This is a genomic window from Pseudomonas sp. GW821-FHT09E12, from assembly GCF_059416085.1.
The window spans coordinates 81,505-97,872 of record NZ_JBWKOM010000009.1; the positions used below are offsets into that span (position 1 = coordinate 81,505).

A 16,368-nucleotide genomic window follows, 5' to 3' on the forward strand; every position below is an offset into this window, starting at 1 on the left:
GGGGCGTTCGCTCTATCTAGTAGGCATAACGCAGCATGGCGTGGGGTAGATGCCTGACTGCTTCGAAGCCGAACAACGCGATCAGCGCCGGCAAGACCAGCCACCAGATCTTGGCCGGCATGGGTTCCAGCGGGGTCTGGCGCTGGGCGACCCACAGGCTGGCGGCGCACACGCAGGCGGCAAGCATGGCGCCGGCAAGGATGTCGGAGGGCCAATGCGCGCCCAGGTAAATCCGTGACACGGCAATCGCGGCCGCGGGCAGACAGCCCAGCAGCAGCCAGGTCAGGCGCATGCGCGGCGGCTGGCCGCGGCCGGCGAGCACCGCCAGGGTCAGGAACAGGGCGAACGAGCCGGAGCTGTGGCCGCTGGGCATGCTGTAGCTGGTCAGTGGGTCGGTCAGGACTTCCGGGCGTACCCGGGCGAAGAACAGCTTGGTACCGGTGTTGGCCAGTGCGGTACACAACAGCGTGGCGCCCGCGAAAATCGCCTGCCGCCATTGTCGGGCAACCAGCAACAGCAGGGTGACCAGGGCGCTGGCGAACAGCATGGTGCGGAATTCGCCGAACTGGGTGAGCACCACCATCACCTCGTCCATCGCCGGGCTGCGGTGCTCCTGGACCAGCGCCATCAGGCCCTGGTCGAAATGGTTCAAGTAGGGGTAACCGATGAACAGCCCCGCCAGGATCGCCAGGCTGAGGCCGGCCACCAGCGGGCTGGCCTTGCGATGGCGGCGCACGGTGCTGTTGATGCTCAGGCCCAGCAGCACGGCGATGCTGGCGGCGACTATTCCCGCTTGCGGCCAGAAACCTTCAGGCAAGGGCAGGCGGATCGCCGCGCCCGTGGCCCAGCCCGGCAGCAGGTAGGCGACTGTCCAACCGGCCGCGGCCAGCAGGCTGACGGCGAAAAAGCGCGGGAACGACATGTCGAACATCCCGGCGACCATCGGCAGCATGGGCCGCAAGGGGCCGATAAAACGCCCGACCAACAGGCTGGCGATGCCATACCGCTGGAAATAGGCTTCGGCGCCGTTGATCCATTCCGGGTGATGGCGCAGGCCTGGCAGGCGGCGGATATTCTGGTGAAAACGCCGGCCCAGCAGATAAGACACCACGTCCCCAAGCAAACCGCCAAAGAACCCCAGCGCCAGGGTTTCACCCAGGGACAGTGCGCCGCTGCCGGCCATCACGGCAATGGCGAACAGCAGCACGGTGCCGGGTACGATCAGGCCGGCAATCGCCAGGCATTCGACGCAGGCGACGATGAACACGGCTGCCGCCAGCCATTGGGGGTTCATCGTCAGCCAGCCGGTTATTCCATCGAGCCATTGGCCCATAGGTTTTCAACTCCGGTTATTCGGTGGTTCAACTGTAGAAACGGGCTTGCTCGCGATCAGGTCGTCCGAGGGCACGCCGGCTCCTGCGAAAGGGATCAATCGAGCAGTAAATAGTCGCGACCTTCGACCTGCCCGCGACGTAGCGGGTTCCGGGTGCAGTAGGGGGCGTAGGCGGCATCGACAAAGCGGTACATCAAGTGTTCGTCGCGGCCGTGGGGAATGCCCAGGCGAGTGGTCTGGATGATGCTGGCGACGGGCGTGCCGACATCTTCGACGAACAGCACTTCATGGTCGAAGCGCTTGGCATCCCATACCGGGACTTTCAGGCCCAGCGCCTTGCACAGCAGGGTCTGGCCGGCGCAGAGCTTTTGCGAGGGGCGCGGCCGACCGCTGGCATCGGGATTGTTCAGGAGCATCTGCGCCAGGCTGGCGGGGCCGGAGACTTCGTCGACCCAGGGGTAGGCCGACTTGATCAGCACTGCGTTGCCCGGGCCCTGGGCGCTGAAGTTCAGCGAATCGCCGCCACGGGCGTAGTACATATAGATGTGGCCACCGTCCAGAAACAAAGCCTTACGCTTTTCTGTGTAGCCGAGGGAGGCATGGCTGCCTTTTTCCTCGCAGTAATAGGCTTCTGTTTCGATAATGCGCGCCGACAGCCACAGATCGCCGACCCGATGGCGGATGATTTTGCCGAGCAGTTCACGGGCCAGGACCTGGGCGTCTCGATCGAAAAAGCGGTCGGGCAGGGCCTTGGGCAGCGTCGGAGTGGACAGAATGGACATGGTAGCCAGGAGCGATGACGGGAATTGGGTCGGAATGATATCAATTCCAGGCTTAATTCAGGCTGAACGAGAGGTATTTGCCGTCCATTTCGACCATCCGCCCGTGACCGCTGTCCGTGGACCGGCGCGACAGCTATAATCAGCCGCTTTCCTCTTTGCCAAGACCACAGCAGACCATGACTGAGTCCGTTCTTGACTACATGACCCGTTTGGGTCGCGCTGCCCGCGAGGCTTCTCGGGTAATCGCCCGTGCCACCACTGCGCAGAAAAACCGCGCATTGCTGGCGGCTGCCGATGCATTGGACGCTGCTCGCCCCGAGCTGAGCGCAGCCAATGAGCAGGACCTGGCCAACGGCCGGGCTAATGGTCTGGAACCTGCATTGCTCGATCGTCTGGCGCTGACTCCGGTGCGTATCGACGAAATGATCGAAGGCCTGCGTCAGGTGGCCAAGCTGCCTGACCCCATCGGTGAAATCCGCGATATGCGCTACCTGCCTTCGGGCATCCAGGTCGGCAAGATGCGCGTGCCCCTGGGCGTGATCGGCATCATCTACGAGTCGCGTCCCAACGTGACCATCGATGCGGCCAGCCTGTGCCTGAAGTCCGGCAACGCCACCATCCTGCGTGGCGGCTCCGAGGCGATCAATTCCAACCGTGCTATCGCCACCTGCATCCAGCAAGGGCTGGCGGTGGCCGGCCTGCCGGCGCAAGTGGTGCAGGTGGTGGAAACCACCGACCGCGCGGCCGTTGGCGCGCTGATCACCATGCCCGAATTCGTCGACGTGATCGTGCCGCGTGGCGGCAAGAGCCTGATCGAGCGGGTCAGCCGCGACGCCAAGGTGCCGGTGATCAAGCACCTGGACGGCGTCTGCCATGTGTTCATCGACGTGGCGGCCGACCTGGACAAGGCGATTCGTATCGCCGACAACGCCAAGACCCAGCGCTACGCACCCTGCAACACCATGGAGACCCTGCTGGTCCACGCCGGTATTGCCGAGCGCGTACTGCCGCCGCTGGCGGCGATCTATCGCGACAAGCAGGTCGAGCTGCGCGGTTGCCCGCGTACCCGTGCCTTGCTGGGCGACGATGTGATCGAGGCCACCGAAGAAGACTGGCGCACCGAATACACCGCGCCGATCCTGTCGATCCTGGTGGTCGACAGCCTGGACGCGGCCATCGAGCACATCAACACCTACGGTTCGCACCACACCGACGCCATCGTCACCGAGAACTTCACCGACGCCCGGCGTTTCCTCAACGAGGTGGACTCCAGCTCGGTGATGGTCAATGCCTCGACCCGGTTTGCCGACGGTTTCGAATATGGCCTGGGCGCGGAGATCGGTATTTCCACCGACAAGCTGCACGCCCGTGGCCCGGTCGGCCTGGAAGGGCTGACCAGCGAGAAATATGTCGTCTTCGGCGACGGCCATGTGCGCACTTGATGAGCAAACGTATCGGTCTGCTGGGCGGTACCTTCGACCCCGTGCACATCGGTCACCTGCGCAGTGCGCTGGAGGTGGCCGATTCGCTGGGGCTCGATGAGCTGCGCCTGACCCCCAGCGCGCGGCCGCCGCATCGCGATGCACCGCAGGTGTCGGCGCTGGACCGTCTGGCGATGGTCGAGTGTGCGGTGGCGGGCGTTTCACCCCTGGTGGTGGACGATCGTGAGCTGAAACGGGACAAACCGTCCTACACCCTAGACACCCTGGAACAGATGCGGGCCGAGATGGCCGCGGATGACCAGTTGTTCCTGTTGCTGGGCTGGGACGCTTTTTGCGGCCTGCCTACCTGGCATCGCTGGGAAGAGTTGCTCCAGCATTGCCACATCCTGGTGCTGCAACGCCCGGATGCCGACAGCGAGCCGCCGGATGCATTGCGCAACCTGCTGGCGGCGCGCTCGGTGAGCGATCCCCTGGCCCTGCAAGGGCCCGGAGGACACATTGCATTCGTCTGGCAGACACCGCTCGCGGTGTCCGCCACCCAGATCCGTCAACTGCTGGCCAGCGGTAAGTCGGTACGTTTCCTGGTGCCTGATGCGGTCCTGGCCTATATCGATGCCCACGGTCTTTACCGTGGGCCGAACTGAAGGCGCGCTGCCGGCTGATGCCGTGCAACGCGCCACACATACGAGCTGAACGAGTTTTATATGACTAACCAAGTAATGAAAGGCGAAGATCTGGTCAAGGTGGCAGTCGCCGCGCTGGAAGACGTCAAGGCCCAGGACGTCCTGGTGATCGATGTTCGCGAAAAGCAGAGCATCACCGACTACATGATCATCGCCACCGGTACTTCCAACCGCCAGATCGGCGCGATGCTGGAAAAGGTCCGCGAGATGGTCAAGGCCCAGGGCGTCAAGCCGCTGGGTGAGGAAGGCAAGGGCGACAGCGACTGGGTGCTGCTGGACCTGGACGACGTGATCGTGCACATGATGACCGCCTCCGCGCGCCAGTTCTACGACCTGGAGCGTCTGTGGCAGGGCGCCGAGCAGAGCCGTGCGGCCGATGGCAAGCACCACAGCCCGGAGCACACCCATGAGCACTTCACCAAGCTCAACAAAGACCAGCAATAAGGGACGGCTGTGCGCCTGCGTCTGATCGCTGTCGGTTCACGCATGCCCAAGTGGGTGGAAGAGGGTTGGCACGAGTATGCCAAGCGTCTGCCATCCGAGCTGGCGCTGGAACTGGTGGAAATACCGCTCAATACCCGTGGCAAGAACGCCGATGTGGCCCGTTTCATCCGTCAGGAGGGCGAAGCCATGCTGGCCAAGGTCGGCCCGAACGAGCGGATCGTCACCCTCGAGGTCCACGGCAAGCCCTGGAGCACCGAGCAACTGGCGGTGGAGCTGGATCGCTGGCGCCTCGACTCGCGTACCGTGAATTTCATGGTCGGCGGCCCCGAGGGGCTGGCGCCGGAAGTCTGCGCGCGGGCGGATCAGCGCTGGTCGCTGTCGCCGCTGACCTTGCCGCACCCGCTGGTACGGATCCTGATCGGTGAACAGCTGTATCGCGCCTGGACAGCCCTGTCCGGGCACCCTTATCACAAATAGTCCGCGCCCCTAATGTCCCAGCCGATCCGTATCAAGGACCACGAAAAAGACGCCCGTCTGGTGCGTGGCCGGGTCGTGTTCGGGGCTATTGCCGTGGTCTGCCTGATCGGGGTGCTGATCGCGCGGCTGTATTACCTGCAGGTGATCCAGTACGACTATCACTCGACCCTGTCGGAAAACAACCGGGTTCATGTCCAGCCGATTCCGCCGACCCGCGGCCTGATCTTCGACCGTAATGGCGTGGTGGTGGCCGACAACCGGCCGAGCTTCAGCCTGAGCATGACCCGCGAGCGTTCCGGTGACTGGCGCCAGGTGCTCGATGTCATTGTCGAGGTGCTGGAGCTGACGCCGGAAGACCGGGTCCTGTTCGAAAAACGCATGAAACAGGGGCGTCGGCCGTTCGAGCCGGTGCCGATCCTGTTCGAGCTCAACGAAGAGCAGATCGCCCGGATCGCGGTCAACCAGTTCCGCCTGCCTGGGGTGGAAGTGGTGGCGCAGTTGGTCCGTCATTACCCCCAGGGCGCGCACTTCGCGCACTCGGTGGGCTACATGGGGCGGATCAACGAGAAAGAGCTGAAGACCCTGGACCCGGTGAACTACAGCGGCACCCACCACATCGGCAAGACCGGTATCGAGCGCTTCTACGAGCCCGAGCTGCACGGCCAGGTGGGTTACGAAGAGGTCGAGACCAACGCTCGCGGCCGCGTGTTGCGAGTGCTCAAGCGTACCGACCCGATTCCCGGCAAGGACATTGTCCTGAGCCTGGACATCAAGCTGCAGGAAGCCGCGGAGGCGGCATTGGGTGGCCGGCGCGGCGCGGTGGTCGCGCTGGACCCTCGCACCGGAGAAGTGCTGGCCATGGTCAGCCAGCCGAGCTTCGACCCGAACCTGTTCGTCACCGGTATCAGCTTCAAGGCCTATGCCGAGCTGCGCGATTCCATTGACCGTCCACTGTTCAACCGGGTGCTGCGCGGTCTGTATCCGCCGGGCTCGACCATCAAGCCGGCGGTGGCGATCGCCGGTCTTGATTCCGGGGTGGTGACGGCCTCCACACGGGTCTATGACCCGGGCTACTACCAACTGCCCAACTACGATCACAAGTACCGTAACTGGAACCGCAGCGGTGACGGTTACGTCGACCTCGACACCGCGATCATGCGGTCCAACGACACCTACTTCTATGACCTGGCCCACAAACTGGGGATCGATCGGTTGTCGGCCTACATGAACAAGTTCGGGATCGGCCAGAAGGTCTCGCTGGACATGTTCGAGGAGTCGCCGGGCCTGATGCCGTCGCGGGAATGGAAGCGTGCCACCCGTCGCCAGGCCTGGTTCCCGGGCGAGACGCTGATTCTCGGGATCGGCCAGGGTTACATGCAGTCCACCCCGTTGCAGCTGGCCCAGGCCACGGCGCTGGTGGCGAACAAGGGTAAATGGAACCGTCCGCACCTGGCCAAGACCATCGAGGGCGAAAAGCCGGTGGACGAAAACCCGATGCCGGACATCATCCTGCGCGATCCGTCGGACTGGACAAAGGTCAATCACGGCATGCAGCAGGTGATGCACGGCGCCCGCGGTACGGCGCGCAAGGCAGCCATCGGCTCGCAATACCGGATCGCCGGCAAGAGTGGTACGGCCCAGGTGGTCGCGATCAAGCAGGGCGAGAAGTACGACCGCTCCAAGGTCCAGGAACGCCATCGCGACCACGCCCTGTTCGTCGGTTTTGCGCCGGCGGAAAACCCGAAAATCGTGGTCTCGGTCATGGTCGAGAACGGCGAGTCCGGTTCCGGCGTGGCGGCCCCGGTGGTGCGCCAGGTGATGGACGCCTGGCTCCTCGGCCCGGATGGCCTGCTCAAGCCTGAGTTTGCCGGCCCTATCAGTGCGGAGGCTACGGCCCGTGAAGAGTAATTTCGATCGCATCCTGTCCAGCGAGGATGTGATGCGTCGCCGGGCGACGTTGCTGCAGCGCATGCACATCGACGGCCCATTGCTGATCCTGCTGCTGACCCTGGCGGCCGGCAGCCTGTTCGTCCTGTATTCGGCCAGCGGCAAGAGCTGGGACCTGCTGGGCAAGCAGGCGACCTCGTTCGGCATCGGCCTGGTGTCGATGATCGTCATTGCCCAGCTCGAGCCCCGATTCATGGCGCGCTGGGTGCCGCTGGCCTATGTGTTCGGCGTGATACTGCTGGTGGTGGTGGATGTCATGGGCCACAACGCCATGGGCGCCACCCGCTGGATCAACATCCCCGGGGTGATTCGCTTCCAGCCCTCGGAATTCATGAAGATCATCATGCCGGCGACCATCGCCTGGTACCTGGCCAAGCGCACCTTGCCGCCGCAGCTCAAGCATGTGGGCATCAGCCTGGTCCTGATCGGTATTCCGTTCATTCTGATCGTGCGCCAGCCGGACCTCGGGACCTCGCTGCTGATTCTCGCCGGTGGCGCCTTCGTGCTGTTCATGGGCGGGCTGCGCTGGCGCTGGATTCTCAGCGTGCTGGCTGCCGCGGTACCGGTGGCGATCGCCATGTGGTTCTTCATCATGCACGACTACCAGAAGCAACGGATCCTGACCTTCCTCGACCCGGAAAGCGATCCATTGGGCACTGGCTGGAACATCATTCAGTCCAAGGCGGCCATCGGCTCCGGCGGCGTCTTCGGCAAGGGCTGGCTGCTCGGCACTCAGTCCCACCTGGACTTTTTGCCCGAGAGCCACACCGACTTTATTATCGCGGTCATGGGCGAAGAGTTCGGCCTGGTGGGCATTTGCGCCCTGCTGCTGATCTATCTGCTGCTGATAGGTCGTGGGCTGGTGATCACCGCCCAGGCGCAGACGCTGTTCGGCAAATTGCTCGCCGGCGCCCTGACCATGACGTTTTTTGTTTACGTTTTCGTCAACATCGGTATGGTCAGTGGCCTGTTGCCGGTCGTGGGGGTGCCGTTGCCGTTCATTAGCTACGGAGGAACTTCGCTGGTGACGCTGCTGTCAGCGTTTGGGGTTTTGATGTCGATCCATACCCATCGTAAGTGGATCGCGCAGGTTTGAATAAGGTGAAGAATTCAATGCAAGTAATGCGTGGCTGGACCGCTCGGTATGCGCCGTGGGTCGGTCTGGTAGGCATCCTTGGTGCGGCGCAGGAAGCGCTGGCCGGCGGCGAATACGAAGGTTCCCCCCAAGTAGCCGAATTCGTGGGCGAAATGACTCGCGACTATGGCTTTGCGGGCGAACAGCTGATGGGCGTGTTTCGCGAGGCCGAGCGCAAGCAGTCGATCCTCGACGCCATTTCCCGGCCCGCCGAGCGGGTCAAGCAGTGGAAAGAATACCGGCCGATGTTCATCACCGACGCGCGTATCGCCCGCGGTGTGGACTTCTGGCGCCAGCACGAAGCGGTACTGGCCCGTGCCGAGCAGGAATACGGCGTGCCAGCCCAGGTGATCGTGTCGATCATTGGCGTCGAAACCTTCTTCGGGCGCAACACCGGCAATTATCGGGTGATCGATGCACTGTCGACTTTGGGCTTCGATTACCCGCCACGTGCCGAGTTCTTCCGCAAGGAATTGCGCGAGTTCCTGCTGCTGGCCCGTGAAGAACAGGTCGACCCGCTGACCCTGAAAGGCTCCTACGCGGGAGCCATGGGCTTGCCACAGTTCATGCCGAGCAGTTTTCGCGCCTATGCTGTGGACTTCGACGGTGATGGCCACATCAATATCTGGACCAATCCGGACGATGCCATCGGCAGCGTCGCCAGTTATTTCAAGCGTCACGGCTGGGAGGCCGGGCAGCCGGTGGTCAGCCGGGCCGAAGTGCGTGGCGATCAGGTCGACGAAGGCCTGACCACCGGTATCGAACCAACGAAAACCGTCGGGGAGTTGCGGGCGCTGGGCTGGTCGAGTCATGATGCGCTGCGCGATGATATGCCGGTCACGGCTTTTCGCCTGGAAGGTGACAATGGCCCCGAATACTGGATGGGCCTGAAGAATTTCTACGCGATCACGCGTTATAACCGCAGCGTGATGTACGCCATGGCCGTACATCAGCTCTCTGAACAGCTGGTCCAAGCACGGGGCGTCAAGTAATGCTGGCATCGCCAAACCGCAAACCCCTGAAGCTGGTGGCTCTTGCCGCGTTGTCCTTGCTGGTGGTCAGTTGTTCGTCAACCCAGGCGCCGAAACAGAAAGGCCCGACGACGGCCGTACGTTCGACGCCGGGCCTGGACATCAACCGTGCCCACAAAGACGGCGCACCCTGGTGGGACGTCGATGTATCGCGCATCCCCGACGCCACGCCGACCCTGCACACCGGCCCGTACAAGGCCAACCCTTATACGGTGCTGGGCAAGACCTATTTCCCGATGGCCGAATCCAAGCGTTATGTCGCTTCGGGCACGGCTTCCTGGTACGGCACCAAGTTCCACGGGCAGAACACCGCCAATGGCGAGGTGTATGACCTGTATGGCATGAGTGCCGCGCACAAGACCCTGCCATTGCCGAGTTATGTTCGGGTGACCAACCTGGATAACCACAAAAGCGTGATCCTGCGGGTCAACGACCGTGGGCCATTCTATTCGGACCGGATCATCGATTTGTCCTACGCCGCGGCCAAGAAGCTCGGTTATGCCGAGATCGGCACCGCCCGGGTCAAGGTCGAGGGTATCGACCCGCAGGAATGGTGGGCCCAGCGCGGTCGGCCGGCACCCTTGATGCTCAATGAGCCGAAAGCCGCGCCAGTGATGACGGCGTCCACGGGGACCGTCGAGCAATGGACGCCACCTGCACAGCAGCACGCCGCGGCCGTTGTGCCGGTGCAGCTGGATGCAAAAAAAAACGCTTCTGCGCAAGCCTCTGGCCAGTATCTGCAGGTGGGCGCCTTCGCCAACCCGGACGCTGCCGAGCTCCTGCGCTCGAAGCTGAGCGGGATGGTGAGCGCTCCGGTGTTCATCAGCTCGATCGTGCGCAATCAACAGACCCTGCACCGGGTGCGCCTGGGGCCGATCGGCTCGCCGGGTGAGATCCAGCAAGTGCAGAACAGTGTCCGGCTGGCCAATCTGGGGCAGCCGAGCCTGGTAACCGCCGAGTAATCGGACATTGATTCATGGTTCGCCTGCGGTATTTGGGGGGTGAACCCAGGTTGTTGGCTCGTCGTACAACAAAAGCCCGGCAAGGGTCAGTGAGTGAACAACTGAACACGCGACAGCCCTTTAGAAGGCTGTCTGAATAGTTTTGTCCGCGAGGACAAGTTTCCATTAGCAATTTCGAGAGACGGATGAACATCACCACCTTTGCCAAACGCCTGTGTCTGCTTGTCCCGCTGATCATCACGCCTGCCGCCTGGGCGGTAGAAGTGATGCCGTCGCCACCGCAGCTGGCCGCCAAGTCCTATGTGCTCATGGATGCCAGCAGCGGTAACGTGCTGGTGGAGAACAACGGTGACCAGCGCCTGCCGCCAGCCAGCCTGACCAAGCTGATGACGGCCTACATCGCGACCCTGGAAATCCGTCGCGGCCAGATCGGCGAGAACGACCCGGTGACCGTCAGCGAGAACGCCTGGCGTACCGGCGGTTCGCGGATGTTCATCAAGGTCGGCTCGCAGGTCACTGTCAGCGACCTGTTGCACGGCATCATCATTCAGTCGGGTAACGACGCCAGCGTCGCGGTTGCCGAGCACATTGCCGGCAGCGAAGACGCCTTTGCCGACATGATGAACAAGACCGCCGGCGATCTGGGCATGAGCAACAGCCACTTCATGAACCCGACCGGCCTGCCGAACCCCGAGCACTACTCGTCGGCGCACGACATGGCGGTACTGGCTCGCGCCATCATTCACGAAGACCCGGCTCACTACGCGATCTACTCGCAGAAGGAGTTCTTCTGGAACGGCATCAAGCAACCTAACCGCAACCTGTTGCTGTGGCGCGACAAGACCGTCGACGGCCTGAAAACCGGTCACACCGACGAAGCCGGCTACTGCATGGTGTCCTCGGCCGTGCGTGACGGCATGCGCCTGATCGCCGTGGTGTTCGGTACCAACAGCGAGCAGGCTCGCGCGGCCGAAACCCAGAAGCTGCTGACCTACGGTTTCCGCTTCTTCGAAACCCAGACCTTCTACCAGAAGGGCACCGAGCTGGCTCAGGCCCCTGTCTGGAAAGGCACCACCTCCCAGATCAAGGCCGGCCTGGCCCAGGACCTGACCATGACCATGCCAAAAGGCCAGCTGAAAAAGCTCGCTGCCAGCATGACCATGAATCCACAATTGATCGCGCCTATCGCCAAGGGCGACGTGATCGGTAAAGTCGAAGTGAAACTGGACGACAAGGTGGTGCACAGCGCCGATCTGATCGCTCTGGACGCGGTCGACGAAGGTGGTATCTTCCGCCGCATGTGGGATAGCATCCGTCTATTCTTCTACGGCTTGTTCAACTGATATTGTCGACCCGCGCGGCCCTTGCTCTGAAATAGAGCGGGGGCCGCGTCCGTCGCCACGGCTTACGAGGCCGTTACGCCATGACAGACACCGAAGTAAAGGCGCCAAAGATCGAATTCCCCTGCACGGATTACCCGATTAAGGTGATCGGCGACACCGGCGTGGGTTTCAAGGACAAAATCATCGCGATCCTTGAAAAACACGCGACCGTTGACCACAAGACCCTGGCCGAGCGCCAGAGCACCAACGGCAAGTACACGACCATCCAGTTGCATATCGTCGCCACCGGTCAAGAACAGCTGTACGACATCAACAGCGAGCTGCGGGCCACCGGCTTCGTGCACATGGTGCTGTGATGCCACAAACGCTGGGCTTTCGCGAGCTCGGCCAGATGGCCTACGAGCCGGTCTGGCAGGCCATGCAACGCTTTACCAACGAACGCGGCACCGACGCTCCCGATGAAGTCTGGCTGGTGCAGCATCCGCCGGTCTTTACCCAGGGCCAGGCGGGCAAGGCCGAACACCTGTTGCTTCCCGGGGATATCCCGGTGGTGCAGGTCGACCGGGGTGGCCAGGTGACCTATCACGGTCCTGGCCAACTGGTGGCTTATCTGCTGCTGGACGTTCGTCGCCTGGGTTTTGGCGTGCGCGACCTGGTCAGCCGGATGGAGCAGTGCCTGGTCGAGCTGCTGGCCAGCTACGGCGTGACCGCGGCGGCCAAGCCGGATGCCCCCGGCGTTTACGTCGATGGCGCGAAAATCGCCTCCCTGGGCCTGCGGATCCGCCATGGTTGTTCCTTTCATGGCCTGGCCTTGAACGTGGACATGGATCTGCAGCCGTTTCGACGGATTAACCCCTGTGGCTATGCCGGGCTGGCAATGACCCAGCTGAGCGACCACACAGGACCGATTGAATTTGCCGAGGTAAGTGCCCGGCTGCGTGCGCAGCTCGTCAAACACCTCGACTATGCTGAGCAGACGACCCTAACGGGCGGAATCGACTGATATGACTACTGCGCAAGACACTGTGCAAACCCTGATCCCGACGCTGGATGTTTCCGAGCGCCCGGCCCGTGCGAAAGTTGAAACCGGCGTTAAATTGCGCGGTGCCGAGAAAGTCGCGCGTATCCCGGTGAAGATCATCCCGACCACCGAACTGCCGAAGAAACCGGACTGGATTCGCGTGCGTATTCCGGTTTCCCCGGAAGTCGACCGGATCAAGCAATTGCTGCGCAAGCACAAATTGCACAGCGTCTGCGAAGAAGCCTCCTGCCCGAACCTGGGTGAGTGCTTCTCCGGCGGTACCGCGACCTTCATGATCATGGGCGACATCTGCACCCGTCGCTGCCCGTTCTGCGACGTTGGTCACGGCCGTCCGAAGCCTCTGGACGTCGATGAACCGATGAATCTGGCGGTGGCCATCGCCGACCTGCGCCTGAAGTACGTGGTGATCACTTCGGTGGACCGCGACGACCTGCGCGACGGCGGTGCCCAGCACTTTGCCGACTGCATCCGCGAAATCCGCAAGCTGTCGCCGAACGTGCAGCTGGAAACCCTGGTCCCGGACTACCGTGGCCGCATGGACGTAGCGCTGGAAATCACCGCTGCCGAGCCGCCGGATGTGTTCAACCACAACCTGGAAACCGTGCCGCGCTTGTACAAGGCCGCGCGCCCGGGTTCGGACTACCAGTGGTCGCTGACCCTGCTGCAGAAGTTCAAGCAACTGGTGCCGCACGTACCGACCAAGTCTGGCCTGATGCTGGGCCTGGGCGAGACCGACGACGAAGTCATCGAGGTCATGAAGCGCATGCGCGAGCACGACATCGACATGCTGACCCTCGGCCAGTACCTGCAACCGTCCCGCAGCCACTTGCCGGTGCAGCGTTTCGTGCACCCGGACACCTTCGCCTGGTTCGCCGAGGAAGGTTACAAGATGGGCTTCAAGAACGTCGCCTCGGGCCCGCTGGTACGTTCCTCCTACCACGCCGACGAGCAGGCGAAGCTGGCCAAAGAAGGCCTGGTCTCCTGATGTAATACGCCCGCAAGGTCTTTTCCTTGCGGGCGTCATCTTCCGTTACGCCTGCGTCTCCCTCCCTTCATAGACTTTTCCTGCAAGCGCCGTGGCGTTTCGGCACTTCTGTTTGCCCGCTTTCATGGCTACTGTGCACTAGAGAATCCACACAGGGAGAACCATTGGATGACCCTCCAACCGACTGACGTCCTTTGTGCACAACGGCCAGTGCCGGCGCTGCCTTCGCAAGGGCTGATCGGCTTGATTGCACCCGCCGGGCCCGCGGCCCTGGATACCGAGCAAGCCGCCCGCTGGATGCGCGCTCGAGGTTATTCACTGCGGATTTATCCTGGGGTCCAACAGAAGGATGGCTATCTGGCCGGTAGCGACGAGGTCCGCCTGAACGACCTGCACGCCGCTTTCGCCGATGACGATGTCGATACCATCCTGTGCCTGCGGGGCGGCTATGGCAGCCCGCGCTTGCTCGACCGGATCGATTACGACCTGCTACGCCGCCATGCCAAGCCGTTTGTCGGCTACAGCGACATCACCGCGCTGCATCTGGCCATCAATCGTCATGCGGGTTTCGTGACCTTTCACGGGGCGATGCTCAATGCCGACTTGTTGGGTGACAAACAGCCACCTACCGAGTCCTCGCTATTCAGCCTGCTCCGGGGGCAGTTGAAGGCTGGCAGCCTGCTGCCGCATCCGGCGGCTTATCCCTTGACCACCGTCGAGCCTGGCATCGCCTGCGGCCAGTTGTTGGGGGGCAACCTGTCGTTGATCGCCACGACCATGGGCACGCCATACGAGATCAATGGCGACGGCATCATTCTGTTTATCGAAGACATCAACGAGCCGCTGTACCGGATCGACCGTCTGCTGACGCATCTGCGTCTGGCGGGCAAGCTCGACAGGCTTCGCGGGGTGCTGGTGGGGGATGTGGCAGGAGTGGAGCCCCAGGCGCTTGCCGGACTGCTCAAGCAGACCTTCGAACCCTTGCGCATTCCTGTTCTGGCTGGATGGCGCAGTGGCCACTGCGATCCGAACCTGACCCTGCCGATGGGGGCGATGGTCAGGCTGGATGCGGGGGAGAAGCAATTGATCCTGGAGCAGGACGTGGTATTCGGCTGATCAGCCCGTGCTCGCTGCCCTTGTGGGAGCGAGCTTGCTCAACTATGGCGCCCCTATGATTCGGCGCGCAGGCCTGGTTCAACGCGAGCGCAGGCTCTCCAGCAGCTTGTGGGTCGGATAGCCGTCGGCAGGCCAGCCCAGCGATTGTTGGGCGCTGCGAATCGCCTTGCGGGTATTGGCGCCGATAATGCCATCCGGGTTGCCGGCATCGTAATTGTTGGCACTGAGCAGGCTCTGCAGCTCGATGCGCTCGGAGCGGCTGAGGGGCATGTCGTCCTTCGGCCAGACGCCGTTGATCAGGCCTGAACCGTTGAAGCGTTGTGACAGCAGGTTCACCGCCAGGGCATAGGACGAGGAGTTGTTGTACTTCAGAACGGCGCGGAAGTTGTCGAGGATCAGGAACGCCGGACCGCGATAACCCGCCGGCAACAGCAAGGCTGCCGAAAGCTGCTCGGCGCCGGCCGGAACGCTGGCGCCGTTGGGCAGCTGCATGCCCAGGCGCAGCCATTCGGCTACCGGTTTGTGGATCGCGCCATCCGCCAGCGCATAGTCGAAGCCGTTCGCCAGCTGCACTTCGAAACCCCATGGCTGGCCCTTCTGCCAGCCGGAGCTTTGCAGATAGTGCGCGGTCGAGGCCAGGGCGTCGGCCGGGCTGTTCCAGATGTCGCGGCGGCCATCGCCGTCGAAGTCCACGGCATGGGTGTTGTAGGTGGTCGGGATGAACTGGGTCTGCCCCATCGCGCCGGCCCAGGAGCCGAGCATCTTCTCGGGCTGGATGTCGCCGTGCTGGAGAATCTGCAGGGCGGCCAGCAGCTGGCTGTTGGCAAAGGCCGGACGGCGACCTTCGTAGGCCAGGGTCGCGAGGGAACGGATGACCGATTTGTTGCCCTGGAACTCACCGAAGTTGCTTTCCATACCCCAGACCGCCACCAGGGCCTGGCGATCGACGCCATAACGCTGTTCGATCTGCTGCAGGATGTCGGCGTACTGATTGAGCAGTGCCTGGCCCTTGCGCACGCGCAGCGGCGACAGGGCACCGTCCAGGTATTCCCACACCGGCCGGGTGAATTCCGGCTGGCTGCGGTCGGCCTTGATCACACCCATGTCCGGGGTGATACCGGCGAATGCACGGTCGAAAAGATCGGCGCGGATCCCGGCGTTCAGGGCTTCGACACGGAAGCCTGCCTGCCATTGGGCAAAGGTCTGGGTTGGCTGGATGTCCAGGTTGTCGACGGCCAGTGGAGCGACGGTTGCAGGCGCGGCGAGAGGGGCGGCTTGAATGCTTTGGAGTGGCTGGGCATCGGCGGCGGTGGGTTTTTCCGCGCAGGCGACGAGCAGGGCAAGGCTGGAGGCAGCGATCAGTTGGCGCAGGTGCCAACGACGGGAAAGACAAAAGGGCATGCACAGGTCCAGAGAATACGAATCAGATACAGACCTTATCACGCCGGCGGGGTTCTCTGCTTTATGCAGCCAGAAAGTAAGAAGCCTCCCAGCTTTTAGACTGGAAGGCTTCGCGGCGGTAGCTGCCTTTGCCCTTGGCGGGTCGTTCCTGACGGCTGCGGAACAGTGGCTGGGCGATGATGGATTTGGCCTTGTTGGGGCCATGCTTGGATGGCTTGCTCATTTTCGGTTCTCGCTTGAGGTGG

At 62.7% G+C, this 16,368-nt stretch carries 17 protein-coding genes; 13 read left to right on the forward strand and 4 right to left on the reverse strand.

The features are described 5' to 3' along the window. Positions 1–16: 16 nt before the first annotated feature. The gene (locus AC07PQ_RS24475; RefSeq protein WP_007927115.1) at positions 17–1,333 is read right to left on the reverse strand and encodes a bifunctional DedA family/phosphatase PAP2 family protein; all 1,317 of its coding nucleotides are present in this window, start codon (positions 1,331–1,333) and stop codon (positions 17–19) included. Positions 1,334–1,428: 95 nt separating this feature from the next. Next, positions 1,429–2,115 carry a DNA-3-methyladenine glycosylase gene (locus AC07PQ_RS24480; RefSeq protein WP_007927114.1) on the reverse strand — a complete coding sequence of 229 codons (687 nt, stop codon included), beginning with the start codon at positions 2,113–2,115 and terminating at the stop codon, positions 1,429–1,431. A 176-nt stretch (positions 2,116–2,291) separates the two neighbouring features. On the opposite strand from AC07PQ_RS24480, the gene AC07PQ_RS24485 reads away from it, so the two are divergent. The 13 genes from AC07PQ_RS24485 to AC07PQ_RS24545 all read left to right on the forward strand — a co-directional run bounded on the left by AC07PQ_RS24485 (position 2,292) and on the right by AC07PQ_RS24545 (position 14,722). After that, the gene (locus AC07PQ_RS24485) at positions 2,292–3,557 is read left to right on the forward strand and encodes a glutamate-5-semialdehyde dehydrogenase (protein ID WP_007927113.1); all 1,266 of its coding nucleotides are present in this window, start codon (positions 2,292–2,294) and stop codon (positions 3,555–3,557) included. Beyond that, positions 3,557–4,201, forward strand: coding sequence for a nicotinate-nucleotide adenylyltransferase (nadD, locus tag AC07PQ_RS24490; RefSeq protein WP_007927112.1), 645 nt, complete (start codon positions 3,557–3,559; stop codon positions 4,199–4,201). Before AC07PQ_RS24485 ends, nadD begins: the two co-directional genes overlap by 1 nt. Before the next feature lie 60 nt (positions 4,202–4,261). Next, positions 4,262–4,684: a ribosome silencing factor gene (rsfS, locus tag AC07PQ_RS24495; protein ID WP_007927111.1), complete on the forward strand. Its 423-nt coding sequence runs from the start codon at positions 4,262–4,264 to the stop codon at positions 4,682–4,684. Between the two features lie 9 nt (positions 4,685–4,693). Continuing rightward, on the forward strand, positions 4,694–5,161 hold the full coding sequence (gene rlmH / locus AC07PQ_RS24500) for a 23S rRNA (pseudouridine(1915)-N(3))-methyltransferase RlmH (RefSeq protein WP_493186569.1): 468 nt from the start codon (positions 4,694–4,696) through the stop codon (positions 5,159–5,161). A 12-nt stretch (positions 5,162–5,173) separates the two neighbouring features. Beyond that, entirely contained in the window at positions 5,174–7,069 is a 1,896-nt protein-coding gene (gene mrdA, locus AC07PQ_RS24505) for a penicillin-binding protein 2 (RefSeq protein ID WP_007927109.1), read from the forward strand. Between the two features lie 31 nt (positions 7,070–7,100). Further along, positions 7,101–8,204 carry a rod shape-determining protein RodA gene (gene rodA / locus AC07PQ_RS24510; protein WP_051003959.1) on the forward strand — a complete coding sequence of 368 codons (1,104 nt, stop codon included), beginning with the start codon at positions 7,101–7,103 and terminating at the stop codon, positions 8,202–8,204. A 17-nt stretch (positions 8,205–8,221) separates the two neighbouring features. Then, on the forward strand, positions 8,222–9,235 hold the full coding sequence (gene mltB, locus AC07PQ_RS24515; protein ID WP_009045789.1) for a lytic murein transglycosylase B: 1,014 nt from the start codon (positions 8,222–8,224) through the stop codon (positions 9,233–9,235). Further along, the gene (locus tag AC07PQ_RS24520; RefSeq protein ID WP_007927105.1) at positions 9,235–10,236 is read left to right on the forward strand and encodes a septal ring lytic transglycosylase RlpA family protein; all 1,002 of its coding nucleotides are present in this window, start codon (positions 9,235–9,237) and stop codon (positions 10,234–10,236) included. The genes mltB and AC07PQ_RS24520 overlap by 1 nt, the downstream gene beginning before the upstream one ends. A 185-nt stretch (positions 10,237–10,421) precedes the next feature. Next, positions 10,422–11,579 carry a D-alanyl-D-alanine carboxypeptidase family protein gene (locus AC07PQ_RS24525; RefSeq protein ID WP_007927104.1) on the forward strand — a complete coding sequence of 386 codons (1,158 nt, stop codon included), beginning with the start codon at positions 10,422–10,424 and terminating at the stop codon, positions 11,577–11,579. Between the two features lie 80 nt (positions 11,580–11,659). Continuing rightward, complete coding sequence (locus tag AC07PQ_RS24530; protein WP_493186568.1) at positions 11,660–11,935, forward strand: DUF493 domain-containing protein; 276 nt, start codon at positions 11,660–11,662, stop codon at positions 11,933–11,935. Beyond that, positions 11,935–12,582 (forward strand): lipoyl(octanoyl) transferase LipB, encoded by a 648-nt coding sequence (gene lipB / locus AC07PQ_RS24535; RefSeq protein WP_114761526.1) that lies wholly within the window; start codon positions 11,935–11,937, stop codon positions 12,580–12,582. Before AC07PQ_RS24530 ends, lipB begins: the two co-directional genes overlap by 1 nt. Before the next feature lies 1 nt (position 12,583). Beyond that, a complete protein-coding gene (lipA, locus tag AC07PQ_RS24540) occupies positions 12,584–13,606 on the forward strand; it encodes a lipoyl synthase (RefSeq protein WP_103330761.1) in 1,023 nt (340 codons plus the stop codon). A 168-nt stretch (positions 13,607–13,774) separates the two neighbouring features. After that, a complete protein-coding gene (locus tag AC07PQ_RS24545; RefSeq protein ID WP_493186567.1) occupies positions 13,775–14,722 on the forward strand; it encodes a S66 peptidase family protein in 948 nt (315 codons plus the stop codon). 78 nt (positions 14,723–14,800) lie between these two features. Here the strand turns inward: AC07PQ_RS24545 and AC07PQ_RS24550 are convergent, their stop codons facing one another. Together AC07PQ_RS24550 and arfA are read right to left on the reverse strand one after the other, a co-directional pair. Continuing rightward, positions 14,801–16,123, reverse strand: a complete 1,323-nt coding sequence (locus AC07PQ_RS24550; RefSeq protein ID WP_493186566.1) for a lytic murein transglycosylase — start codon at positions 16,121–16,123, stop codon at positions 14,801–14,803. A gap of 61 nt (positions 16,124–16,184) precedes the next feature. Continuing rightward, positions 16,185–16,346 (reverse strand): alternative ribosome rescue factor ArfA, encoded by a 162-nt coding sequence (gene arfA / locus AC07PQ_RS24555; RefSeq protein WP_007927093.1) that lies wholly within the window; start codon positions 16,344–16,346, stop codon positions 16,185–16,187. Positions 16,347–16,368: the final 22 nt, after the last annotated feature.